22 protein-coding genes are annotated in these 24,358 nt (G+C 70.0%); 10 read left to right on the top strand and 12 right to left on the bottom strand.

All coding sequences use genetic code 11. From position 1 onward, the window contains the following. Nucleotides 1–73: 73 nt before the first annotated feature. Together EAH86_RS20230 and EAH86_RS11100 are read right to left on the bottom strand one after the other, a co-directional pair. Nucleotides 74–847: a CHAP domain-containing protein gene (locus tag EAH86_RS20230; protein WP_161988632.1), complete on the bottom strand. Its 774-nt coding sequence runs from the start codon at nt 845–847 to the stop codon at nt 74–76. Between the two features lie 248 nt (nt 848–1,095). After that, the gene (locus tag EAH86_RS11100; protein ID WP_140740499.1) at nt 1,096–1,356 is read right to left on the bottom strand and encodes a DUF6458 family protein; all 261 of its coding nucleotides are present in this window, start codon (nt 1,354–1,356) and stop codon (nt 1,096–1,098) included. A 292-nt stretch (nt 1,357–1,648) separates the two neighbouring features. Between EAH86_RS11100 and EAH86_RS11095 the strand changes: the two genes are divergently transcribed. Together EAH86_RS11095 and EAH86_RS11090 are read left to right on the top strand one after the other, a co-directional pair. Beyond that, nucleotides 1,649–2,446 carry a D-alanyl-D-alanine carboxypeptidase family protein gene (locus tag EAH86_RS11095; protein WP_140740496.1) on the top strand — a complete coding sequence of 266 codons (798 nt, stop codon included), beginning with the start codon at nt 1,649–1,651 and terminating at the stop codon, nt 2,444–2,446. A gap of 149 nt (nt 2,447–2,595) precedes the next feature. After that, entirely contained in the window at nt 2,596–3,921 is a 1,326-nt protein-coding gene (locus tag EAH86_RS11090; RefSeq protein ID WP_140740493.1) for an HNH endonuclease signature motif containing protein, read from the top strand. Nucleotides 3,922–3,937: 16 nt separating this feature from the next. Here the strand turns inward: EAH86_RS11090 and EAH86_RS11085 are convergent, their stop codons facing one another. From EAH86_RS11085 to EAH86_RS11075, 3 genes are read right to left on the bottom strand one after another with little or no spacing between them, the layout of a single operon-like run. After that, the gene (locus tag EAH86_RS11085) at nt 3,938–5,785 is read right to left on the bottom strand and encodes an NHL domain-containing thioredoxin family protein (protein WP_140740490.1); all 1,848 of its coding nucleotides are present in this window, start codon (nt 5,783–5,785) and stop codon (nt 3,938–3,940) included. A gap of 8 nt (nt 5,786–5,793) precedes the next feature. After that, on the bottom strand, nt 5,794–6,615 hold the full coding sequence (locus EAH86_RS11080) for a carbon-nitrogen family hydrolase (protein ID WP_140740487.1): 822 nt from the start codon (nt 6,613–6,615) through the stop codon (nt 5,794–5,796). A gap of 2 nt (nt 6,616–6,617) precedes the next feature. Continuing rightward, on the bottom strand, nt 6,618–8,684 hold the full coding sequence (locus EAH86_RS11075) for a cytochrome c oxidase assembly protein (RefSeq protein ID WP_140740484.1): 2,067 nt from the start codon (nt 8,682–8,684) through the stop codon (nt 6,618–6,620). A 26-nt stretch (nt 8,685–8,710) separates the two neighbouring features. On the opposite strand from EAH86_RS11075, the gene EAH86_RS11070 reads away from it, so the two are divergent. The 8 genes from EAH86_RS11070 to EAH86_RS11035 all read left to right on the top strand — a co-directional run bounded on the left by EAH86_RS11070 (nt 8,711) and on the right by EAH86_RS11035 (nt 15,904). Further along, nucleotides 8,711–9,565: a maleylpyruvate isomerase family mycothiol-dependent enzyme gene (locus tag EAH86_RS11070; protein WP_140740481.1), complete on the top strand. Its 855-nt coding sequence runs from the start codon at nt 8,711–8,713 to the stop codon at nt 9,563–9,565. A gap of 78 nt (nt 9,566–9,643) precedes the next feature. Beyond that, nucleotides 9,644–10,177, top strand: a complete 534-nt coding sequence (locus EAH86_RS11065; RefSeq protein WP_140740478.1) for a MarR family winged helix-turn-helix transcriptional regulator — start codon at nt 9,644–9,646, stop codon at nt 10,175–10,177. Nucleotide 10,178: 1 nt separating this feature from the next. Then, entirely contained in the window at nt 10,179–11,888 is a 1,710-nt protein-coding gene (locus tag EAH86_RS11060; RefSeq protein WP_140740475.1) for an MDR family MFS transporter, read from the top strand. Nucleotides 11,889–12,089: 201 nt separating this feature from the next. After that, nucleotides 12,090–13,052, top strand: coding sequence for an ABC transporter ATP-binding protein (locus EAH86_RS11055; protein ID WP_140740472.1), 963 nt, complete (start codon nt 12,090–12,092; stop codon nt 13,050–13,052). Continuing rightward, nucleotides 13,045–13,941, top strand: coding sequence for an ABC transporter permease (locus EAH86_RS11050; protein ID WP_140740469.1), 897 nt, complete (start codon nt 13,045–13,047; stop codon nt 13,939–13,941). The genes EAH86_RS11055 and EAH86_RS11050 overlap by 8 nt, the downstream gene beginning before the upstream one ends. Further along, on the top strand, nt 13,938–14,852 hold the full coding sequence (locus tag EAH86_RS11045; RefSeq protein ID WP_140740466.1) for an ABC transporter ATP-binding protein: 915 nt from the start codon (nt 13,938–13,940) through the stop codon (nt 14,850–14,852). The genes EAH86_RS11050 and EAH86_RS11045 overlap by 4 nt, the downstream gene beginning before the upstream one ends. A gap of 3 nt (nt 14,853–14,855) precedes the next feature. Continuing rightward, complete coding sequence (locus EAH86_RS11040) at nt 14,856–15,563, top strand: ABC transporter permease subunit (RefSeq protein ID WP_140740463.1); 708 nt, start codon at nt 14,856–14,858, stop codon at nt 15,561–15,563. 38 nt (nt 15,564–15,601) lie between these two features. Further along, nucleotides 15,602–15,904, top strand: coding sequence for a hypothetical protein (locus EAH86_RS11035; RefSeq protein ID WP_140740460.1), 303 nt, complete (start codon nt 15,602–15,604; stop codon nt 15,902–15,904). Between the two features lie 90 nt (nt 15,905–15,994). Here the strand turns inward: EAH86_RS11035 and EAH86_RS11030 are convergent, their stop codons facing one another. The 7 genes from EAH86_RS11030 to paaN all read right to left on the bottom strand — a co-directional run bounded on the left by EAH86_RS11030 (nt 15,995) and on the right by paaN (nt 24,350). Then, on the bottom strand, nt 15,995–17,557 hold the full coding sequence (locus tag EAH86_RS11030) for a dihydrolipoamide acetyltransferase family protein (RefSeq protein WP_140740457.1): 1,563 nt from the start codon (nt 17,555–17,557) through the stop codon (nt 15,995–15,997). Nucleotides 17,558–17,567: 10 nt separating this feature from the next. Then, a complete protein-coding gene (locus tag EAH86_RS11025) occupies nt 17,568–18,542 on the bottom strand; it encodes an alpha-ketoacid dehydrogenase subunit beta (protein WP_206665802.1) in 975 nt (324 codons plus the stop codon). Then, nucleotides 18,542–19,753 carry a pyruvate dehydrogenase (acetyl-transferring) E1 component subunit alpha gene (gene pdhA / locus EAH86_RS11020; protein ID WP_425325225.1) on the bottom strand — a complete coding sequence of 404 codons (1,212 nt, stop codon included), beginning with the start codon at nt 19,751–19,753 and terminating at the stop codon, nt 18,542–18,544. The genes EAH86_RS11025 and pdhA overlap by 1 nt, the downstream gene beginning before the upstream one ends. A gap of 226 nt (nt 19,754–19,979) precedes the next feature. After that, nucleotides 19,980–21,026, bottom strand: coding sequence for an L-glyceraldehyde 3-phosphate reductase (mgrA, locus tag EAH86_RS11015; RefSeq protein WP_140740455.1), 1,047 nt, complete (start codon nt 21,024–21,026; stop codon nt 19,980–19,982). Between the two features lie 32 nt (nt 21,027–21,058). Then, a complete protein-coding gene (gene hisC / locus EAH86_RS11010; RefSeq protein WP_140740452.1) occupies nt 21,059–22,201 on the bottom strand; it encodes a histidinol-phosphate transaminase in 1,143 nt (380 codons plus the stop codon). A gap of 19 nt (nt 22,202–22,220) precedes the next feature. Beyond that, complete coding sequence (locus EAH86_RS11005; RefSeq protein WP_140740449.1) at nt 22,221–22,604, bottom strand: phage holin family protein; 384 nt, start codon at nt 22,602–22,604, stop codon at nt 22,221–22,223. A gap of 21 nt (nt 22,605–22,625) precedes the next feature. Next, complete coding sequence (gene paaN / locus EAH86_RS11000; RefSeq protein ID WP_140740447.1) at nt 22,626–24,350, bottom strand: phenylacetic acid degradation protein PaaN; 1,725 nt, start codon at nt 24,348–24,350, stop codon at nt 22,626–22,628. Nucleotides 24,351–24,358: the final 8 nt, after the last annotated feature.

Below are 24,358 nucleotides of genomic sequence, written 5' to 3'. Positions count from 1 at the left end.
GCCGGCGAAACGGATGGGCTCGTTCGCCGGCGACCCCTCGACCCACTCAGCCCTTGCTGAGCCTGATGTCCCGCTACCGCGAGAAGCGGATGAAGTCGCTGAACTGCTCGCTGCCCGTGCCCTTGGTGGCCTTGCGGTAGCTGTAGGTGTCGGAGCGCACGTGGTTGTACTCCTCCACCATGAAGCTGCCGTCGCTGTTGACTTTCGCGACGTAGGCGACGTGGCCGTAGGTGCCGCTGCTGCGGACCGCGATGTCGCCGACCTTCGGAGACTTGTAGACGGGGATGCCGGCGGCGCGGGCGGCGTTGTCCCAGTGCTCGGCGTTGCCCCAGTGCTGGCCCTTGTAGGAGTTGGAGAACGCGACGCCGAGGTTGTGGCGAACTCGCCAAGCGGCGAAGGAGGTGCACTGGCCCTTGTAGAAGTTCCACGGGTCGACGCCGGAGGAGGCGCCGCGGTAGGGGTAGTCATCCCTGACGGCGCTGGACGGTGGGGTGGTGGTGCCGCCGCACTTGGGGGCCACGAAGCCGTCGCGACCGGTGTAGACGTAGGCGTCCGAGACGTAGCGCCCGCTACCGATCTTGTCCCAGATGTTCGAGGTGCCATAGGTGCCCTTGACGGTCGACCCGTACGTCTGGCAGCTGATGGTGACCCTGGTGCCCTTCTTGATGGTCGTGACAGCGCCGTAGCCGGTGCCCGGGCCGGAGCGGACCGTCAGGCTCGCGGCGCTGGTCCTGATCGTGCCGGTGGCGGCATCGGCGATGGCCGCCCCACCCGCGACGACGGACAGCCCGATGGCACCGGCGAGGGCCAGGCGAACTGGCTTCTGACTGAGCTTGGGAGTGCGCATTTCGTTCTCCTGCATCATGTTTCGGATCCGCCTGGCTCCCTGCTGGAACCGGCTGCTGAGGATGAAGGTAGGAACGATCGGTGGGGCCGTCGATGGGGAGAACTACCCGGGTCAGGGGGTTGAGCACGCGCCACCACGAGGGGAGCTCTCCCCGGGAGGTGCGCGGGCGGCATACCCACAGTCGGACACGACGAGGGCGGCACCGGATCGCTCCGGTGCCGCCCTTGTCGTGGCTCAGGGGGTAGTGGTCAGGCGCGCGGGTCGACCTCGACCTCGTCGACCTGGGTGCCCGTGGCCGGGTCCGTGTGGCTCACGCGACGCGACGAGTAGCCAGCGCCGCCGACGCCACGACGGTTCGTGACGACCAGCGACAAGAGGATGGCCAGCACGCCGGCCGCCATGCAGATCCAGCCGATCATGCCGAGGTTGATCGCGTCCACCGACGCGTTGAGGGCGAAGGTCAGGATCGCGCCGACGACGATCAGGAAGATGCCGACTCCGATGTACATGCTCACTCCTGGGTGATGGGTGGTGCTCGGGTGTGGATCTCCGGGTCCCGTGGGGCGACCCGTTGCCTCGACTGTAGACCCGAATCGCCCTGACCTGCGGGAACGCAGCGCGGATGGGGTATATCGGGCGCGGGCGTGAGGGGAGTCCTCCCTGCCCGTCTCCCGTGCCCAAGGCCCCATCCCGGGGGAGTTGTCCCCATCGACGGGCCGGCGAGACGGACCTTACGTTCCTCGCAGATCGCAGCGGGCGACCAGCCCGCAGAGCAGCCCGGGGAACCCACAGGAGCACGTCATGAGTCTCATCACCACCTTCGCCACGAAGCGGCCGGTGCGGCTCGCCGTGGTCACGGCGCTGGGAGTCGGGGTTCTCGTCGGAGGCGCGGCCGCTGCGACCGCGGCGGTCGGGCACGTGCGCACCCAGAGCACCCCGCTGACCGTTCGCTCGGGACCGGGCACCGGGTTCGAGGCCGTGGGTTCGGTGGCCAAGGGGGCGAAGCTCAACATCGTGTGCCAGACAAAGGGCACCCGGGTGTCCGGTCCGTACGGCGCGACCAGCGTGTGGAACAAGATCGGCGAGGGCCGTTACGTGGCGGATGCGTTCACCAGCTCGAACGAGAAGGCGCCGCCGTGCACCGCTGGCCAGACGCGTGCCGTTGTCTCTGTGGGCAAAGCGTGCAGCAGCAACGAGCGCCCGTACCCCAACGGCCGGGTGCCACGCAGTGCGTTGTGCTCCCTGCGGGCAGAGCCCGGCGAGTCCTTGCGGCCGCGGGCAGCTGCATCGTTCAACGCCCTCAGCGCCGCGTTCGAGAAGGCGAACGGCAGGCCGCTCTGCGTCACCGACTCATACCGCTCCTACGACGAGCAGGTCGCCGTCAAGGCCTCCCGCGGCAAGTGGGCCGCGACGCCGGGACGTAGCGAGCACGGCCTTGGTCTCGCTGTGGACCTCTGCGGTGGGGTGGACCGGTTCGGCACGTCGGCACACCACTGGATGCGGGCCAACGCCCCGCGGTTCGGCTGGGTGCACCCAGGCTGGGCGCAGGCCACCGGGTCCCTGCCCGAGCCATGGCACTGGGAGTTCAGCGGCGGCTGAGTCGCACGATGGGTATGCCGCGTGGCCACGGGCCGTTGCAGGAGGCCGGCCGTGAGGGACCGGAGTACGCAGTGGACGGTGGTGAGGTCCGCCGAAATCGCCTCGGCTCGAGGCTTGTGTTCGAACGTATGTTCGAATAGAATGTACCTATGGCAGCAGTCGCCACCCTTCGCACCGCCCCAATCGGGACGGTGGACGTGTTGCGCGAGATCGAAGCACTGCTCGACCGGGTGCACACCGGGGACGTGTGCGGGGGCCCGGCTGCCGCCACCGCGCTGGGCGAGGTCGAACGCGTGATCAGCCGGTTGCAGGCGGTGCGGCTGTCCTTGGTGGCTGAGGCGGACCGGTCGGGGGTCGCCGCTGGCTCTGGACTGACGGGGACGTCCGCCTGGTTGGCGGTCAGCACCCGACGTGACGGCGGGCAGGCGGCCCGCGACGTGCGGCTGGCGACGGCGCTGGACAACGGGCTTCCGGCGACCCGTGAGGCATTGGCCGCCGGGGACGTGTCGACCGATCACGCCCAGGTCATCGCCACCGCCACCGCGCAGCTGCCGGACGGGCTGAGCCAGCAGGAGCGAGCCGCCATCGAAACGGATCTGGTGCGCCGTGCCAAGCTCGTCGACCCGGGCACCCTGCGCAAGGAGGGCCGGCGGATCCTGTCGGTCACGGAGCGTTCGCAGGCGGAGGTCGACGCACACGAGGACCGCGTGCTGCGCACGGAAGAAGATGCCGCCGTGGCGAAGACACGCCTGACCTGGCACCACAACGGCGACGGCACGACCACCGGGCACTTCACCGTGCCCACCTTGGCGGCCTCGATCCTGGCCAAGACCGTGCAGCAGATCGCCTCGCCCCGCCGCTTCGCGCAGCAGGCGGCCAGGGCCGCGACGGCTGCCGGTGCCGGTACTCCCGCGGCGGTCCAGGCCGCCACGTGGGACGCCTTCCGCGCGGCTGACGGTGACTGGGCGCACCGGTACGGCAAGGCGTTCGTCGAGCTGCTCGAGCACCTGCCCACCGACGCGCTCTCCGGCAAGGTCGCCGCCACCGTCCTGGTCACCATCGACCACGACCAGCTCATGGCCGGCGTGGGTGCGGCGCACCTCGACACCGGCCAGGATCTCTCAGCAGGCGAGGCGCGACGCCTGGCCTGCAATGCCGGGATCGTTCCGGCCGTCCTTGGTGGTCGATCCGTGCCCCTCGACCTCGGCCGCCAGGAGCGGTTCTTCACCGAAGCCCAGCGGGTAGCGCTGGCCACTACCTATGACACCTGCGCCGCCGAGGCGTGCGACCGACCGTACGCCTGGTCCGAGCTCCATCATGAGGACCCGTGGGCGAGCGGAGGCCGGACCGATCTGGCCCTGGCGGTGCCGTTGTGCGGACACCACCACCGCAGAGTCCATGACCCGCATTACGCCCATCGGATCGACACCAACCATCGCGGCAGGAAGTCCGTCATCTTCGCCCTGCGAACCTGAAGCGAGAGTTTGTTCGTCAGACGCCGCGCAGGTCCAGGGTGAGCTCGGTGGTCGCCCCGTCGACCAGCACCACGGGGATGCCCCAGTCCTGCTGGTAGAGGTGGCAGGCAGCGTGTTCGGGCACCTCGCCGCTGTCGGGGTCGCCGTCGCACGACGCGGTCTGGACCGAGATGTGCAGCACGCCGTCACCGGCCGCCGGGTCGAGGGTCAGCGTGCGGGTCAGGCCTTCGGCGCTGCCTGCTCCGTCGCGCAGCAGGCCGTCGGGTGTCGCCGACACCATCAGCCGAGTCGGGTCGCCCCAGCGGAAGTCGAGCTTCTGACCGGTGGGCGGGGTGAAGTTGACCATCAGGGTGAGCGGGCCAGGCGCGACCTCGGTGCGGGGCCGCTGGCTCTGGTGGGCGAGGCCATCGAGGCGCTGCGCCTTGTCGGGCAACGCGATCCGCACGAGCTGGTGGGCACCGGACTCCACGACGACCAGCCGTGCGTGGCCGTCCTCACTCGCCTCGACGACTGCGTCGGAGGGCTCGCGCAAGCCGGTCGTGAGCGTGCTGACCTCGCGGATCTCCGGGTCGAAGCGACGGATCGCGCCGTTGTAGGTGTCGCTGACGGCCACCGAACCGTCGGGCAGGACGGTCACCCCCAGCGGGTGCTGGAGCAGCGCCTGGTCAGCCGCGCCGTCCCGGTGGCCGAAGTCGAACAGCCCCTGCCCCACGTGGGTCGTGACGACGAACCCTTCGTCGGTCACGTCGAGCGAGCGCAGGGCGAAGGTCTCGGAGTCCGCGACCCACAGCCGCGAACCGTCCTCGGACACGGCGAGACCGGACGGCTGGGCGAACCAGGCCTCGTCAGCCGCGCCGTCGCGGATGCCTTCCGCTGACGTCCCGCCGAGCACCGCGACCGTGTTGTCGGCGGGATCGGTGGCCAGGTGCAGCGCCCACAGCTGGTGGGTGCCGGCCATCGCGATGACGACCCGCCCGATGAACCAGGCCAGGTCCCACGGGGTCGAGAGGTCCTGCTTGAGGGCCGGGCCGCTGCCGGACCGTTCGCGCAGCTGCTTGCCGGTGCCGGCCAGGAGCGTCCACGCGCCATCAGCCAGCCGCAGCCCCTTGACCTGGTGGTTGACCGAGTCGGCGACGACGACGTCATAGCCGACCCGGGCCGCCGTCTCGGCCGGCAGGACGAGCACGCCTTGCGGCTCGTTCAGCTCGCGGTGCTCGCGGTACTCGCGGTGGACCCTCGTGCCGAAGCGTCGTCGCTCGGTCTCGAGGTCCGACTCCAGCCAGACGATCTCGTGGTGCGCGGTGTCGGACACGATGAACGAGCCATCCGACAGGACGGCCGCCTTGCCCGGGAAGCGCAGCGCCGTCTCGGCAGGTGCGGGCGCGGCATACGGCGAATCGCCTTGGCGCAAGGTGCCTTTGGCACTGTGCTCGGCGATCAGCTCCTCGACGAGGACGGACAGGCCGTGGGCGTGGCCTTCGCCGGACATCGAGGCGACGATGTAGCCCTCGGGATCGATGACGACGAGCGTCGGCCACGCGCGGGCGGTGTAGGCCTGCCAGATCACCAGCTCCGGGTCGTCGAGGACGGGGTGGTGCACGGCGTAGCGCTCGACGGCCGCGGCCAGAGCGTCGGCGTCGGCCTCGTGCTCGAACTTCGGGGAGTGGACCCCAATGAGGACAAGGGAATCCGCGTACTTCTCTTCGAGGGGACGGAGCTCGTCGAGGACGTGCAGGCAGTTGACGCAGCAGAACGTCCAGAAGTCGAGGACCACGATCCGACCGCGCAAGTCGGCCAGCGAGAGCGACTCGCCCCCGGTGTTCAGCCAACCGCGGCCGACGAGCTCCGGAGCGCGGAGGCGCATTCCTCGTTTCACAGCCGCCGGTCCTGGAGCACGGGAAACTTCTCACGCCAGGTCGTCACGGCAGCCATGTCGACCTCAACACTGAGCACCTCCTCGCTAGTCCCGGCCATCGCGAGCGCCTCACCGGTCGCCGAGATCACCTGCGAGTGCCCACCCATCTCGGTGCCGGCGTGGGTACCCGCCGTGTTGCAGGCGATGACGACGCACTGGTTCTCGATGGCCCGGGCGTGGGCGAGCAGCGTCCAGTGCCGGACCCGAGCCGCAGGCCACGCGGCCGGCACGATGAACGCCGTCGCGCCGGCGTCGAGCTGGCGCCGGTAGAGCTCGGGGAAGCGCAGGTCGTAACAGGTCGACAGGGCCGCGCGGAACGCTGCCGATCCATCTGGCAGTGGGTCGCCCGGGAGATCCACGAGGACGACGTCTTCGCCGGCGTCCATGAGCTTCGGCTCACCGGCGCCGAAGCCGAACCGGTGGATCTTGCGGTATGCCGCGACGAGACCTCCATCCGCGGCGTAGACGAGCGAGGTGTTCCAGAGTCCGTGGCCGTCCGAGCCGACCTCGCCCGACGCGGGGCGTTCCACGATGGACCCGGCGTGGAGGAGGACTCCCGCGTCACGGGCCGCGGCAGACATCGCGGTGCCGATCGGGCCGTCGACCGGCTGGGCGCGGTCCGCCCAGTCGCGGTAGGAGAACCCACCCGGGGCCCAGAGCTCGGGCAGCACGACCAGGTCGTGCCCGGCCTGCGCGCGCACGAGGTCCGCCACCCGCGTGAGGCGGTCGGCCATCAGCTCGTCGTCGCCGTACCCGATCTGCAGCACCGCCACCCGCATGGTCAGTCCTCCCCAGCTTCGTCGCGCAGGTTTTCGTCGGGCTGACTTCGACGTGGTTGGTTGCGCGGTCCGTTGCCTCGTTCGTTGCGTCGCTTCAGCTCTTGCAAGTGTGCGTTGTAGGCGGCCAGCTCCGCATCCCCGTCCCGGTCGGCCTGGCGGTCCTTGCGGGTGGACTCGGCGCGGTCGGTGCGGACCCAGGCCACCGCGACCAGCAGCGTGAGGATCAGGGTCGGCGCCTCACCGATGCCCCAGGCGATGGCACCCGCTTCGCGCTGGTTGCCGAGCACGTCGGTCATCCACGGCAGCTTGAGCGCCTCGAAGAAGTCAGGCGCGAGCACGGTCGTGCTGCCGGTCATGACCACGCCGAAGAACGCGTGGAAGGACATCGTGGCGAACAGCACGACGAGGAGCATGATCGGCGGCCACTTCTTCGGGCCGGGGTCGATACCGATCAGCACCCAGGTGAAGAGGTACCCGGTGAGCAGGAAGTGCACCACCATCAGGACGTGTCCGGTGTGGGTGCGCAGGGCCAGCTCGAACAGCGATGAGTAGTAGAAGATCGCGAGGCTGAAGAAGAACAGGGCGGCCGCCACGACCGGGTTGGCAAAGACCTTGAACAGCCGCGACTGGACCACCTGGAGGATGACCTCGCGCGGCCCCCACGTCTTGTCCGGCCGGGACGGCAGGGCCCGCAGCGCGAGCAGGATCGGGGCGGCCGGAACCAGCAGCAGCGGGACGAGCATGGCGACGACCATGTGCATCACCATGTGCATGCTGAACAGCACCCGGCCGTAGACGCCGGGTGCGCCCGAGGTCGCATACGCGAAGACGGCCCAGCCGAGCACCCAGACGATCGTCCGGTGCACGGGCCACGCGTCGCCACGGCGGCGCAGCCGCAGCACGCCCGCGACGTACAGCCCCACGGCCACCATCGCGAGGCTGAGCCACAGCCAGTCCGTGGTCCAGGTCGTGAACCACGAGTCGCCGGTGAGAGGTCCGGGGTCGGGGTACCCCGTCAGCGCAAAGACCGGTGTGGCGTCCTGCACGGGCACGTCGGGCACCGGGGGCGCGCTCCGCGCCAGCGCCACGGCCGTGCCGATCGCCACCCCCATGACCACGAGCTCGGCACCGACGAGGCGGACGAACGCGGACGTCCAGCCCTGCCCGAGACCGGCGAGCAGCGAACGGCGGTGCCGCCACCCGGCATACCCGAGCAGGAGCAGGGCCACGGACTTGACGATGAGGAGCACGCCGTAGCGGGTGCCGAGGTCGCTCCACGACCCCACCCGGATCAGCGCGCTCTGCAGGCCGGACAGGGCCACCGCCGCGAAGCACCAGCCGGCCAGCACCGAGTAGCGCGCCGCCGTGGCGGCGAGGTCGCCCCCCAGCATCGGCCGCAGCATCGCGAGCGCCAGCAGGCCGCCGACCCAGACGGTGACGCCGACGAGGTGGACTGCCAGGGCGTTGACGGCGGTGCTGTGGTCGGTCGCCCCGGCCGAGTGCCCGGCGAGCGCGAGCGGCAGGAGGCCGAGCACGGCCAGCACCGAGAGCCAGGCCATCGCGACCCGGCTGGTCACCACGAGGGCGACGACCGAGATGAGCGCGGCGACGCCCGCCGTGATGAGCGCGACCCGGGTCGGTTCGATCCGCCAGGCGAACGTCGTGAACTGCTGCCCGAAGGACGGGTCCGAGAGGGGGATCCCGATCAGGTCGGCCATCCCCAGCACCGCACCCGCGACGCCCGCCACCGCCCACAGCCCGGCGGCGATCCCGGCCAGCCGGGTGGCGGTGATCCGCCGGTTCGTGCGGGTCGTCTCCGGCACGAGGTATGCCGCGTGGATGAGCAGTCCAACCGTCACCGCGGCCGCGAGGTCGTGGATGACCCTCGCGTAGAGCACGCCCCACCGGACGAAGCCGCCGGCGTCTCCCACCACCGGAGCCGTGGCCGCCTCGCCGATGACCGCGGCCAGCGGGAGTGCCAGCAGAGCCGCGAGCACCAGCGCCGGGAGCGGCAGGCGCGCGAGCGGTGCTGGTGGAGTCGCCACGGTCTGGGCGACAGGGGAGCTCATGCCGACAGCCTAAGTAAGGTGGGGTCATGTCTTTGCACCCGGCAGCACCCGAAGACCTGGCCGGACTGGTCACGGCCTACCAGCAGACGACGCAGGCCGTCGTCGACCTGGGGCGCACCTGTTCGGATGCCGACTTCGACCTCCCGACGGCCTGCCCGGGGTGGACGGTCAAGGACCAGATCTCGCACGTCGTGGGCCTCGAGTCGTGGCTGCACACCGGTGAGGTGCCCCGAGTGGACGTGCCCGACTACGACCACGTGCAACACGAGGCCGGCAAGTTCGTCGAGCGGTCGGTGGAGCTGCGCCGCACGATGGTGGGAGCCAAGGTCGTCGACGAGCTGGAAACCATTGCGGCGAAACGGGTGGAGCAGTTCAGTGCGCCGGACCTGACGATCGACAGCGTCGTGCAGGGGGCGTGGGGCCCGGCTCCCGCAGGTGAGAACCTCCGCACCCGGATCCTCGACATCTGGACGCACGAGCAGGACATCCGCCAGGCCTTGGGACGGCCGGGCAACCTCGACTCCGGTGGCGCGTCCGTCTTCATGGACCTGCTGTTCGCCTCGCTGCCCAGGTTGGTGGCGCGCAACGCGGGGATCGAGCCCGGCAACGTCGTGATCATCGACAGCACCGGGCCGGTGGCCGGTCGGGCCGGGGTGTGGGTGGAGGACAGCGACGACGGCAAGCCGCGCGGCATACCCCTCTTCTCCGGCATCGCCCACGACGGTGACCCCGAGGACGTCTTCACCACGATCACCCTCTCGACGGACGCGCTCACCCGCCGCGCCGCGGGCCGCGGTGGGCTCGAGGACATCCACTACACCGTGCACGGCGACGAGGACGTCGCGCGCCGGGTGCTGGAGAACCTCGTCTTCGTGCCCTGAGTGATCTTTGCTTGCGGCACACAACCACTTCGTGATACTTGTATGTCGCAAGCAACCTTCTGATTTCTTAGGTCGTCCATGTCCAAGCACCACCTCGACCGGCAGACGGCTGAGCGCGTCAGCGTCGGCCTGATCCGGTTGATGAAGCTCCTGCAGGCCCTGCGCCAGCACGCGCCACGCATCCACCCCGCCGTGGACGCCACCGCCTACCCGATCCTGTTCAACCTCGCCGCCGAGCCGCGTCGTGTCTCGGTGCTCGCCGAGTACGTGCACTCGGACGTCTCGACGGTGAGCCGACAGGTGAGCACCCTCGAGGGCCATGGTCTCGTCGACAAGGTCAGCGACCCTGACGACGGACGGGCCCAGGTCGTGCGCCTCAGCGAGGAGGGCCAGACCCTCCTCGCAGGCATCCAGCAGCAGCGGACCGAGTGGTTCCGCGAGCTGATGGGCGAGTGGACCGCCGAGGAGGCCAGCGACTTCGCCGGTCACCTCGAGCGGTTCGGCGCAGACCTCGAACGTTCCCGCGAGCTGATGCTTGCCCGCCGTACCACCACCCCGACCGCTACCTCACGCAGCACCGCCCCTTCCCCCACTCTCAACCCGGAGAACTGACATGGCTGCCACCGCGCCCGCGCGGCCCGACGGACCCCTCACCCACCGCCAGATCGTCACGATCCTGGTCGGCCTGATGATGGGGATGTTCCTCGCCGCACTCGACCAGACCATCGTGGCCACGGCCATCCGCACCATCGCCGACGACCTCAAGGGTCTCGACCAGCAGGCGTGGGCGACGACGGCCTACCTCATCACCTCGACGATCGTGACGCCGCTCTACGGCAAGCTGAGCGACATCTACGGCCGCAAGAAGTTCTTCTCGGCCGCCATCACGATCTTCATCATCGGTTCGGTGCTCTGCACGCTGTCCCAGTCGATGCTCCAGCTGGCGTTCTACCGCGCCGTCCAGGGCCTCGGCGCCGGCGGCCTGTTCTCGCTGGCGCTGGCCATCATCGGCGACATCGTGCCGCCGCGCGAGCGCGCCAAGTACCAGGGCTACTTCCTCGCGGTGTTCGGCACCTCGAGCGTCCTCGGCCCGGTCATCGGCGGGTTCTTCGCCGGTCAGTCCAGCATCCTCGGGGTCGACGGCTGGCGCTGGGTGTTCCTCGTCAACGTGCCGATCGGCATCGCCGCCCTGTTCGTCGTCTCGCGCACGCTGCACCTGCAGCACACCCGCCTCGACCACCGGATCGACTGGTGGGGTGCGGCCACCCTGACCCTCGGACTCGTCCCGCTGCTGCTCGTCGCCGAGCAGGGCCGCGACTGGGGCTGGGGCTCGGGTCGCTCGATCGCCTGCTTCGTCGTCGGTGGGATCGGCGTCATCGCCTTCCTGCTCGTCGAGCGGGCCATGAAGGACGAGGCGCTGCTGCCCCTCACCCTGTTCCAGAACCGCACCGTCGCGGTCGCCTCCGGCGCTTCCGTCCTCATCGGCATGGCGATGTTCGGTGGCCTCGCGTCGCTGCCGCTCTACCTCCAGATCGTCAAGGGCGCCTCGCCGACCAAGGCCGGCCTGCTGCTGCTCCCGTTGACGCTCGGCATCATGTTCGGCTCGATCCTGTCGGGCCAGATCATCAGCCGCACCGGCCGGTACCGCCGGTTCCCGATCATCGGGTCGGCCCTGCTGGCCGTCGCCCTGTTCGTCTTCCACTACATCAAGGCGGACACCCCGCTGTGGCAGACCAGCATCGTGATGGTGGCGTTCGGGTTGGGGTTGGGCTTCAACTTCCAGCCGCTCACCCTGGCCGTCCAGAACGCCGTGTCCCCCAGGCTGATCGGTGTCGCCACCTCGTCGGCGACCTTCACCCGCCAGATCGGCGGCACCCTCGGCACGGCCGTCTTCCTGTCGATCCTGTTCTCCACGGTGCCCGACAAGATCAACGCGGCGATGGTCAAGGCTGCCCCGACGAAGGAGTTCCAGAGCGCCCTGCACGACCCGGCCGTGCTAGCCGACCCGGCCAACGCCGCGTTCGCCAAGGGCCTGCAGTCCGCAGCCCAGGGCGGCGACCCCGGACCGATCTCCAATGTCCTCAAGGACAGCTCGATCATCGAGAAGCTGGACGCACGGCTCGCCAAGCCGATCCTCACCGGGTTCTCCAACTCGATGGACCTGGTCTTCCTCGTGGGCGCCTGCGTGATGGTGATCGGCTTCCTCGTGATGCTGCTGCTCCCGCACGTCGAGCTCCGCGGCGGGTCGGCCTACTCCGAGCGAGGCGCGTCCGACAAGGCCGACGCGGACGCTGCGAACGCCGCCTCCGCGCCTCCCGCCTGACCGGCACGCACACCGAGGCGAGGTATGCCGCGTGGGCAACCACGCGGCATACCTCCCGGATGGCGTGCTCGTTGCCGGTCCTATGCCGTGCCCCACGTGGTGGGGCACGGCATAGCGCCTTGCAAGGGTTCACCCTGAACCGTCCCTGACCTGATCCGGAAAGAGCCGGCCCGCCGAGGAGGCGCGGCTACATTGGCTGGCGTGGAACCCGTCGTGCGAACCCAGGGGCTGACCAAGGACTACGGTCCGGTGCTCGCCCTGGACTCCCTGGACCTCGAGATCGGTCCGGGGATCACCGGGCTGGTCGGCGCCAACGGGGCCGGCAAGTCGACGCTGCTCAAGATCCTGCTGGGCCTGGTCCCCGCGACCGGAGGCCGCGCGCAGGTGCTGGGTCACGACATCGCGTCGGACGGCCCCGCGATCCGGGCAGCGGTGGGCTACCTGCCCGAACACGACTGCCTGCCGCCGGACGTGAGCGCCAGCGACTTCGTCGTCCACATGGCGATGATGTCCGGCCTTCCCCGGGTCGCCGCCCGGGAGCGGGCCGCCGAGGTGCTGCGCCACGTGGGTCTCGCCGAGGAGCGCTACCGGCCGATGGGTGGCTACTCCACGGGCATGAAGCAGAAGGCCAAGCTCGCCCAGGCCCTGGCCCACGACCCTCGGCTGGTGCTGCTCGACGAGCCGACCAACGGCCTCGACCCGGCCGCCCGCGAGGAGATGCTGGGCCTGGTCCAGCGGATCGGGCGTGACTTCGGGATCGCGGTGATCGTGACCTCGCACCTCCTCGGCGAGCTCGAGCGGGTCAGCGACCACGTCGTCGTCCTCGACGGCGGCCGGTTGCTGCGGGCCTCGCGCACTGATGAGTTCCTGGATGCCACGGGTGTCCTGCTCGTCGAGGTGCTCGGCGACGACGCGCAGGCGCGGATGGTCGCGGCGCTGAGCCTGGCTGGGGTGACGACGGCTCCGCGCGGCGCCATGCTGACCGTCGATGCGGCCGCCGGGGAGCGGGACGTGCACGACCTGATCCGCGACACCGCGAGCGACCTGGGCCTGGGCCTGGTCCGGCTCCAGGTCGACCACCGCCACATCGAGGACGTCTTCGCTGACGGGTCGGGTGCTGTGACGCAGCCCAGCGCCGACCCCCGGGAGGTGACGCATGACTGACCCGACGTCGGCGACGCCCGAGGGCGGCAGCGTCATCCACGACCTGGGCTACCGGCCCTACACCGGCCCACGGTTGGGGCCTGCGGCCATCGCTCGCGCCCTGGTCATCACCGGCTTCCGGAACGCGTTCGGCCTCGGCCGTTCGGGGAAGTCCAAGGTGCTGCCGTTCATCCTGCTTGCGCTCAACCTGATGCCCGCCGTCATCGTGGGTGGGGTGATGGTGTTCGTCGGACTCGACGCGCTCCCCATCGGTTACGCGCAGTACGCCTCCACGACGCAGGTGCTGCTCGGGATCTTCGTGGCGTCGCAGGCGCCGGTGCTCTTCTCACGCGACCTCCGGCACGGCACGATCTCGCTGTACCTCGCGCGGCCACTCCCGTCGAGCACCTATGCCATCGCCCGCTGGGCGTCTCTGCTCGGGGCGACCCTGGTCTTCCTGCTGCTCCCGATCCTGGTCCTGTATGCCGTGGCGCTGCTCGGCGAGCTGGATGTCTCCGACCAGACCAGCGACGCTGCGGTCGCCGTGGGACTCGCGCTCCTGCTTGCCCTGTCGCTCACCGGGCTGGCCGGGCTGATCGCCTCCTGGTCCACTCGGCGCGGGTTTGCCGTGGTCGCCACCATCGCCCTGCTCCTCATCGGCAACGGCATCGTGACAGCGATCCAGGGGATCTCCCAGCAGGAGGGGCATGCGCGGGTGGGGGAGGTCGCCGGTCTTTTCTCGCCCTACTCGCTCTACCGCGGACTGATGTCCATCTGGACCGACAACAAGACCCCCACTCCACCGACAGGCATGCCGATGCAGCTTGCCTACGTGGTCGTGTTCATCGCGCTCTCGGTAGCGTGCCTCGGCGGACTGGTCTGGCGCTACCGGCGGGTGGCCACGGCATGAGTGTCATCACCATCGACCAGGCATCGCGCTGGTACGGCAACGTCGTTGCCGTCAACGGCATCTCGATGACCGTGCGACCGGGCGTGACCGGCCTCCTCGGACCCAACGGGGCGGGCAAGACCACGCTGATCGCGCTCATGTCGGGATTCGTGGCGCCGTCGGCGGGCACCGTCACCCTCGACGGCGAACCGATCTGGCGCCACACCGACGCCTACCGCACCATCGGGCTCGTACCCGAACGGGAGCTCAGCTTCGGCTACCTCACCGGTCGCCAGTTCGTCCTCGCCAACGCCGAGCTGCACGGGCTCGCCGATCCCGGCGCGGCAGCGGAGCGGGCGCTCGAGGTGGTCGAGATGACCGAACCGGCCGGGCGCCGGATCGGCACCTACTCCAAGGGCATGCGGCAGCGGGTCAAGCTCGCCTCGGCCCTCGTCCACGACCCATCCGTCCTCCTGCTCGACGAGCCGTTCAACGGCGTCGACCCCCGCCAGCGGCTGCACCTGATGAGCCTGTTGCGCCGGATGGGCGCCGAGGGACGCACCGTGCTGTTCAGCTCGCACATCCTGGAGGAGGTCGAGCAGGTGGCCAGGCAGATCGAGGTCATGGTCTCCGGCCGGCACGCAGCCTCCGGCGACTTCGGGCAGATCCGACGGCTGATGACCGACCGACCGGTGCAGTACGTCGTGGTCGGCGACGACGACCGGGCGCTCGCGGGCGCGCTGATCGCCGAGCCGTCCGTGGTGGCCGTCGCCCTGCGTCGAGCGGGCGGGGTCGATGTCTCGGTGTCCGACTTCGGCGCCTTCACCGTCCGGCTTCCCCAGGTGGCGCGCCAGCACGGGATCCGGATCCTCGAGCTCACGCCCACCGATGAGTCGCTGGAGAGCGTCTTCGCCTACCTGGTGGGTGGCTGACCGATGAACCCCACCATCCTCAGGCTCTCGGCCCAGGCGCTGCTGGGACGCAGGCGCGGTGTCGTCCTCGTCCTGATCCCGGCGGTGCTCCTGGTGCTGGCCGTCGTCGTCCAGGCCCTGACCGACGACGCCGTCGGTTACGACGCCGTCCTCCACCTCGGTTTCACCCTCGCCCTGCCGCTCGTCGCCCTGCTCGCCGCGACCGCAGTCCTCGGCCCTGAGGTAGACGATGGGTCCATCGTCTACCTGCTGTCGAAGCCGGTGAGCCGGCACGTCATCGCCGCCAGCAAGTACGTCGTCGCATGGGCCGCCACCGTGGTGCTCGGCGCCCTCCCGCTCCTGGTTGCCGGGCTGGTCCTGGACACGTCGGACCCACGTCAGGCGATCGCCTGGGGCGTCGGCGGCGCGGTGGCCGGCACCGCATACACGGCGCTCTTCCTGGGGCTCGCGGCGTTCACGCGGCACGCGGTCGTGATCGGGCTGCTCTTCGCCCTCCTCTGGGAAGGCGTGCTCGGCAACGTCCTCGACGGCATCCGGTGGGTGGCCATCGGCGCGTGGGGTCGTGAGGTCGCCACTGAGATCAGCTCGAAGGTCCCGGCCCAGGGCATCGGCCTCGGCTACGCGGTGGTGGCTGCGGCCCTCGTGACCTGCGGATCCCTGTGGTTCACCGGCGACCGGTTGCGGTCCTTCACCCTGCGGGGCGACGAGTAGCTCTGGTCACCAGCGTCGGGCGGGGCGACGATGGGCAGATGGCAACCGAAGCGATCGCGGACGACCAGCTGGAGCGCCCCGCCTGCTGGTGCTGCGGGGAAGCCTTCGACGAGCACGACCTGTCCCGACTCGGGTCCCATCCGGAGGTCGGGGTGTGCGCCGGCTGCGCGCAGTGGCTGTACCGCCGGGCTCGAGCCAGCGCTGAGGCGGGCACCCGCACGCCGGGCAGCTCGGTGCGTCGGGGCATCGCCGCGGCTCGGCCGCGGGTCATCCGAGCCGGACTGCAGGACTGGCCGGTCCTTGGCGCCTTGCTACGGCGCCTGGACAAGCACCTGCCCTGAATCGGCAACCACGTCGGACGTGACTGTGCCGTGCCGCACGTGGTGGGACACGGCACAGTCAGGTGAACGCTCGGCGGAAGCCGGTCCGGCTCAGCCCCAGACGAGGCCGCGAGCCGGGTCGGCCAGGATGGCGCCGACATCCGCGATGAACTTGCTGCCTAGCTCGCCGTCGACGAGGCGGTGGTCGAAGCTCAGCGCGAGCTGGGTGACCCAGCGCGGCTCGATCGTCTCGGTGCCGTCGGCAGCGGTGACCACCCACGGCTGGCGGCGGATGGCGCCGAACGCCATGATCGCCGACTCACCCGGGTTGATGATCGGGGTGCCGGTGTCGACGCCGAACACGCCGACGTTGGTGATGGTCATCGTCCCGCCGGACATCTCGGCCGGCTGGGTGCGACCCTCACGCGCGGTCGCGGTCAGCGCGCCGATGGCCTCGGCCAGCTGGCGCATCGACATCTGGTCGGCGTCCTTGATGTTGGGGACAATCAGGCCACGCGGGGTGGCGGCGGCGATGCCGAGGTTCACGTAGTTCTTGACCACGATCTCCTGGGCGGCCTCGTCCCACGTCGCGTTGATCTCGGGGTGCCGACGGATCGCGACGGTCATCGCCTTGGCCAGCACCAGCAGCGGCGTGACCTTGACGTCCTTGAACTCGCGGTCCTTCTTCAGCCGGTCGACGAGCTCCATGGTGGCGGTCGCGTCGATGGTGACCCACTCGGTGACGTGCGGCGCGGTGAACGCGCTGCCCACCATCGCCTGGGCGGTCATCTTGCGGACACCCTTGATCGGGATGCGCGTCTCGCGCTCACCACCGCGGGTGAAGACCGGTGCCTGGTATGCCGTCTGGCCGGCTGGCGCAGCTGTCGCACCCGTCGCACCCGAGGGGACGACCGGGGAGACACCGATGGCGGCGTTGCCAGCACCACTCGCGTGGGCGTCGACGTCGGCGCGGCTGATGATGCCGCCCTCGCCGGAGCCCGCGACGCTGGAGAGGTCGATGCCGAGCTCCTTGGCGTACTTGCGGACCGGCGGCTTGGCCAGCGCGCGGGCGCCACCCTCTCGAGCAGCCGGAGCACTCGATCCGACCGGAGCAGCGGCCAGCGTGCCCTCCGGGCTGATCGCGACGGGCTCGATGGCGATGTCGGTGCCGTGGGACGAGAGGTCCGGCGCGTCGACCTTCGACGGCAGACCCTTGCGGGGACGGCGCTTGGCCTCGGTCTGCTTGACGCCGTAGCCGACGAGGACGGCGGTGCGACCGGTCGACGTGGTGCCGCCGATCTTGCCCTCCTCGATCTCCTCCTCGTCCGAAGCCGCGGCAGCCGCGGCGGCCGCCATCTTCGGAGCAGGTGAGCCCTCGATGCCGGGCTCGACGGCACCCGCCGCCGGGGCGTCCTGCACCGGGGCCGCGCCACCGGAGGTGTCGACGGCGATGATCGGCGTGCCGACCTCGACCATCTGACCCTCTGCCACGAGCAGCCCGGTGACGGTGCCGGCGAACGGCACCGGCAGCTCGACGAGCGACTTGGCGGTCTCGATCTCGACGACGATGTCGTTGACCTTGACCGTGTCGCCGACCTTGACGTTCCAGGTGACGATCTCGGCCTCGGTCAGGCCTTCACCGGGATCCGGGAGGTTGAACTCACGTACAGACATGGTGTCCCTCTCAGAAGGCGAGCGAGCGGTCGACGGCGTCGAGCACCCTGTCGAGGTCGGGGAGGAACTCCTCCTCGAGCTTGCTCGGTGGGTAGGGCAGGTTGTAGCCGCCGACCCGGAGCACGGGAGCCTCGAGGTGGTAGAAACAGCGCTGCTGCAGCGCTGCGGCGATCTCCGCACCCATGCCGAGGAACGTCGACGCCTCGTGCACGATGACGGTCCGGCCGGTCTTCTCCACCGACGCGGCAACCGTGTCGAGGTCGAGCGGGCTGAGCGTCCGCAGGTCGATGACCTCGAGGTTCTTGCCCTCTGCGGCAGCGGCCTCGGCCGCCTGCAAGCAGGTCTTGACCATGGGGCCGTAGGCGACCAGCGTCAGGTCGGTGCCCTCGCGGCATACCTGCGCCTTGAGCAGTGGACGCGGGGCGGCGGACTCGTCCACCTCACCCTTGTCCCAGTAGCGGCGCTTGGGTTCGTAGAAGAGCACCGGGTCGTCGGACTCGATGGCCTGCTGGATCATCCAGTAGGCGTCCTCGGCGTTCGAGCAGCAGACGACCTTGAGGCCGGCGGTGTGCGCGAAGTAGGCCTCGTTGGACTCGGAGTGGTGCTCGACCGCCCCGATGCCACCGCCGACGGGGATCCGGATGACCATCGGCAGCTTGATCTTGCCGAGTGAGCGGGCCCGCATCTTGGCGACCTGGCTGACGATGTGGTCGAACGCCGGGTAGATGAACCCGTCGAACTGGATCTCGACGACGGGGCGGTAGCCGCGCAGCGCCATGCCGATCGCGGTGCCGACGATGCCGGCCTCCGCGAGCGGGGTGTCGATGACGCGGTCCTCGCCGAAGTCCTTCTGGAGGCCGTCGGTGACGCGGAAGACGCCACCGAGCTTGCCGATGTCCTCACCCATGAGGACGACCTTGGGGTCGCGCTCCATCGCGGCGCGCAGCCCGTTGTTGATGCCCTTGGCAATCGTCATGCTGCCCATCAGTGGCTCCCCTCGCCCTCGAAGCCGGCGTGGTAGGCGGCGAACTCCTTGCGCTCGGCCTCGACGACCGGGTGCTCCTCGACGTAGATGTGGTCGAACATCGAGTCGGGGGTCGGGTCGGGCATCGACAGGCAGCCCTCGCGGACGGCGACCGCGAGCTCGTCGCCTTCCTTCTCGAGCGCGTCGAAGAACGCCTGGTCGGCCTTCTGCGTGTGCACGAGGTAGGACTTCAGCCGCTCGATCGGGTCGCGGTGCTTCCACACCTCGACCTCGGCGGAGACGCGGTACTTGGTGGGGTCGTCCGAGGTGGTGTGGGCGCCCATCCGGTAGGTGTAGGCCTCGATGAAGGTCGGGCCGTTGCCGCTGCGGGCCGCGTTGAGCGCCTGCTGGGTCACGGCATACACCGCCAGCACGTCGTTGCCGTCGACCCGCACGCCGGGGAAGCCGAAGCCGCGGGCGCGCTGGTAGAGCGGGATGCGGGTCTGGCGCTCGTTGGGCTCGGAGATGGCCCACTGGTTGTTCTGGCAGAAGAAGACGACCGGGGCGTTGTTGACCGCGGCGTAGACGAACGACTCGTTGACGTCGCCCTGCGCGGTCGCGCCGTCGCCGAAGTAGGCGATCACGGCGGCGTCGCGGTCCGCGTCGCCGGTGCCCACGTCGCCGTCGCGCTGGATGCCCATCGCGTAGCCGGTCGCGTGCAGCGTCTGCGCGCCGATGACGATCGTGTAGAGGTGGAAGTTCTTCTCGTTCGGGTCCCAGCCACCGTGGTTGACGCCGCGGAACAGGCCGAGCAGGTTGAGCGGGTTGACCCCGCGGCACCAGGCGACGCCGTGCTCGCGGTAGGTCGGGAAGGCGTAGTCCTGCGGGCGCATCGCGCGACCGGAACCGACCTGGGCCGCCTCCTGGCCGAGCAGGCTGGCCCAGATGCCGAGCTCGCCCTGGCGCTGCAACGCGGTGGCCTCGGCGTCGACGCGACGGATCAGCACGAGGTCGCGGTAGAAACCGCGCAGGTCCTCGTCGGTGAGGTCCTTGACGTACTCGTCGTACTCGGTGTTCTCGACGCGCTGGCCCTCGGGGGTGAGCAGCTGGATCATCTCGGGTCCGCCGTCACCGACCTCCGGGACCGGGGCGGTCAGCTCGGCCAGCACTTCGTCCTCAGCGGGACTGGTGCCGGCGGTGCTGCCGGAACTGGCGACTGCGTTGTCGCTCACAGGCACTCCTTCTTCCGTCGAGCCGCGGGTGGCGGCATCGTCGGCTCGGGCCGCGGGAACCCTGCGGGGTCTCCGCTGCTGGATCTGCGGCAGGCTGGCGGCGTCGTTTGTGGCGACGCTCACATGTGGGCCTTGCTGAGGCCAAAGATAACGGGACCACCGGAAATCTCAGAATCCGGACTCCGGTGCGCTCACCACCAGCACGTTTGTATGCCGGGTGGGCCGGTCAGGTGAGCCGGGACTGGGAGCGCCAGAGGTCGATCCCGGCCTCGACGGCGTCGCGGTCGATCTCCTCGAGCTCGGCGTCGCTGAACCGCAGGTTGCTGACCGCAGCGGCCGAGTCCTCGAGCTGACCGACCGAGGACGCGCCGATCAGCACCGAGGTGACCCGGTCGTCACGCAGCGCCCAGGCCAGCGCCATCTGGGCGAGGGACTGGCCCCGCTCGGACGCGAGGTCGTTGAGCTTGCGGACGTGGGCCAGCGACTCGTCGCTGAGCAGGTCGGGCGACAGCGACTTGCCCTGGCTGGCGCGGGAGCCCTCCGGGATCCCGTCGAGGTACTTGTTGGTGAGCATCCCCTGGGCCAGCGGGCTGAACGCGATGCAGCCGATGCCGCGCTCGCCGATGGTGTCGAGCAGCCCACCCTCGATCCAGCGGTTCACCATCGAGTAGGACGGCTGGTGGATGAGCAGCGGGACACCCATCTGGCCGAGCACCTCGGCCGCGCGCTCGGTGCGCTCGGGCGAGTAGCTGGAGATGCCGGCATACAACGCCTTGCCCTGCTGGACCGCGGTGGCGAGGGCACCCATGGTCTCCTCGAGCGGCGTGTCCTCGTCGGGGCAGTGGCTGTAGAAGATGTCGACGTAGTCCAGACCCATCCGGGTCAGGCTCTGGTCGAGGCTGGCGAGGAGGTACTTGCGGGAGCCGCCGATACCGTAGGGACCGGGCCACATGTCGTAGCCGGCCTTGGTGCTGATCACCAGCTCGTCGCGGTAGGGCTTGAAGTCGGCGGCGAAGTGGCGGCCGAAGTTCGCCTCGGCGCTGCCGTAGGGCGGGCCGTAGTTGTTGGCCAGGTCGAAGTGGGTGATCCCGATGTCGAAGGCCCGCCGCAGGATCGCGCGCTGCACGTCGAACGGCTTGTCACCGCCGAAGTTGTGCCACAGACCGAGGCTGACGGCCGGCAGGCGCAGGCCGCTCTGCCCGACCCTCCGGTAGGGCATCGGGCCGTAACGGTCCGGGCGGGCGAGATAGGGAGGAAGCCAGGTGTCGACCATGCCCACAGTCTGTCGCGGCCGGCCCGCCCCGACTACCTGGGGTCGTCGGTGTCGGTCGCCTGGGTGTCAGGCGGCTCGACCGGGTTGGCCGCGAGGAAGTCGCCGGCGACCTGGATGAGCACGTCGTTGGCCTCGGTCTCCCCGATCGTGGCGCGCACGCCGTCGGTGCCGTACTGCCGCAGCGTCAGCCCGGCCTCCTGGGCGGCGGCCGCGAAGTCGCCGGAGCGCTCGCCCAGTCCGAACCAGACGAAGTTGGCCTGCGTCTCGGGGATGAACCAGCCCTGGCCGCGCAGCAGCTCGACCACGCGGGTGCGTTCTGCGACAAGGGCGTCGACCCGTTCCTTCAGCTCGTCGAACGCCTTCAGCGAGGCCACTGCCGCCGCCTGCGCGATCGAGTTCACGCCGAAGGGAGTCGCCGTCTTGCGCAGGGCCGACGCGACCGGAGGGTGCGCCACGGCATACCCGATGCGCAGGCCGGCCAGGCCGTAAGCCTTGGAGAAGGTGCGCAGCACCATCACGTTGGGCCGGTCTCGGTAGAGCTCGAGGCTGCGCGGTGCTTCCTCGTCGGTGACGAACTCGACGTAGGCCTCGTCGATGACCACCAGCACGCGGCTGGGCACGGCGTCGAGGAACCGCTCCAGCTCGGCATGGGTGACCATCGGGCCGGTGGGGTTGTTCGGGGTGCAGACGATGACGACCTTGGTGCGGTCCGTGATCGCCGCGTGCATCGCGTCGAGCCGGTGGCGGGCGTGGTCGTCGAGGCCGACCTGCACCGAGCTGGCGCCCGCGAGCGCCGTGACGATCGGGTAGGCCTCGAACGAGCGCCAGGCGTAGACGACCTCGTCGCCCGGGTCACAGGTGGCCGCGATGACCTGGCCGAGGACGCCGACCGAACCGGTGCCGGTGGCGATGTGCTCGGCAGGCACGCCGAGGGTGTCGGCGAGCACCTGGGTGAGCTCGGTGACGGCCATGTCGGGGTAGCGGTTGATCGAGCCGGCCGCCTCGCGCACCACCTCGAGGACGGACGGCAGCGGCGAGTACGGGTTCTCGTTCGACGAGATCTTGTAGGCCGTGACGCCCTCGGGCGCGGACGCGGACTTGCCCGGGACGTAGGCGGGCACCTGGTCGAGGGCGCTGCGCAGCTGCACCCCGTTGTCACGGGTCGGGTCGCTCATGCGCCCACTGTAAGGGGGCTCAGTCGTCGTCGCCGTCGGGGATGACCCAGCCGAGCACCATCGAGACGATGGTGATGATGATGGCGCCGAGCACCGCGTCCCAGAAGAAGTGGTTGATCGTGAAGCTCAGCCCCAAGGGGTCCGCGATCCACTCGGTGAGCTGGAGCATGAAGGCGTTCACGATGAAGGTGAACAGGCCCAGCGTGAGGATGATGACCGGGAAGCTGAGGAACTTGGCGATCGGCTTCACGACGGCGTTGACCAGCCCGAAGACGAGCGCCACGAGCAGCACGGTCGCGAACTTGGAGCCGAACTTGCCGTCCCCGAAGCTGATCCCGGGCAGCAGCCAGGCTGCCACCCACAGTGCCACCGCGTTGACCGCGACCTTGATGACGAAGTTCATGGTCCCGATCGTGCCAGATGTCTAGACGTGCCTGCGGGACGTGACGACCCGGAACCGGTTGGCCACGAACGCCGCGTCGACGTAGGCCGAGTTGGCAGCCGGGTTGCCGCCGGTGCCGTGGTAGTCCGAGAACGCGGCGGTCTGGTTGACGAACACCGGCCCGGTGAGGTTCTCCGACAAGGCGACTCCCGCATCGGCCGCCGCATCGCGCGCGGCGTCGAGCACGTCCTCGGACGTCGAGTACACCGCCGCCGTCATCGCGCCGTGCTCGCGCACCGTATCGCGGAACTGAGCCAGCGACTGGTCGGTCCCGGACGTCCCGATCAGGAACGTCACCGGCCCGAAGCACTCCTGGGTGTAGACGTCCTCGCGACTGGCGTCCATGCTCACCAGACCCGGGGCGCGGACCACCGCATCGGGGTATGCCGGGTGGGCCACCTCACGTGAGTCGAGCACCACCGTGCCACCCGCCTCCTCGGCGAGCTCGGCGAGACCGGCCGCGTTGGCGCGGACGCCGTCGTTGACCGTGGCGCCGAGCAGCTCGACAGCCCGTGCGTCGTCACCGGTCAGCTTGCCTACTGCCGCAGCCAGTTTCACGCCGAAGTCCTCGAAGGACAGCTGGCCCTCGTCGGTCGCGATGCCGTCACGAGGGACATAGATGTTCTGCGGGGTCGTGCACATCTGCCCGGAGTAGAGCGTGAGCGAGAAGGCGAGGTTGCCCAGCACCCCGCGCAGGTTGTCGGTCGAGTCGACGACGATCGTGTTGACGCCGGCCTTCTCGGTGTAGACGAGCTGGCCGCGGGCGGCACCGTGCTCCTCGAGCCAGCCGCCGAAGGTGGGGCCGCCGGTGTAGTCGATGATCCGTACCTCGTCGCGCTCGGCGAGCACCTTGGCCAGGCCCTCACCCTCGGCCTCGGGGGCGAGCTGGACCAGGTCGGCACTGAATCCGGCCGCGGCCAGCACCTCGCGGCACACGGCGACGGAGATGGCGAGGGGAAGGACCGCGCGCGGGTGCGGCTTCACGATGACCGGGTTGCCGGTGACCAGCGAGGCGAACAGTCCGGGGTAGCCGTTCCACGTCGGGAAGGTGTTGCAGCCGATGACGAGGGCGACGCCACGCGGCACGATCCGGTAGTCCTTCTGCATCCGCAGCGGCGCCGGGTTGCCCTCCTTGTCGCGGCCGGGCTTCTCCCAGACGACGGACGCGGGCACCCGCTCCTGCTCGACCAGGCCTGCGACGATGGACTCGAGGGCGCGGTCCTGGGCGTGCGGACCCGCAGCCTGGAACGCCATGACGAACGGCTGGCCGGTCGTGTGCATGACCGAGTGGGCGATCTCGAACGAGCGGGCGTTGATCTGCTCGACTATCTCGACGCACACGGCCGCGCGGGTGCGGGCGCCGGCGTCGCGCCAGGCCGGGATCGCCTCGGTCGCAGCGGCGAGTGCCGCGTCGACGTCGAGGTGGGGGTAGGTGATGCCCAGCGCGGGACCGTAGGGCGAGACCTCCTCGCCGACCCAGTCACCGTCCGTGCGGACGTCACCGAGACCCCCGAAGGCGTTGTCACGCAACGCCTCGTAGGCCGCCTGGCCGGCCTCCGCCGATCCCTCGCCGTAGACGCGGGGCGAGGGGGACTCCGGGAAGCGGCTGAAGTAGGAGCGGTCGGCGAGCGCCTGGGTCGCTTGGGCGATCACCTCGGCGTGCTTGTCGACGAGGGGGTGGGTGCTGGGCGCCGTTGCCGTGGTCATGAGGCCAG

Origin of the sequence: Pedococcus bigeumensis, assembly GCF_006438965.1 — a bacterium.
Classification (GTDB): Bacteria; Actinomycetota; Actinomycetes; order Actinomycetales; family Dermatophilaceae; genus Pedococcus; species Pedococcus bigeumensis_A.
Note: the sequence above shows the minus strand (reverse complement) of the source record. Positions and strands in the feature narration are given on the sequence as shown.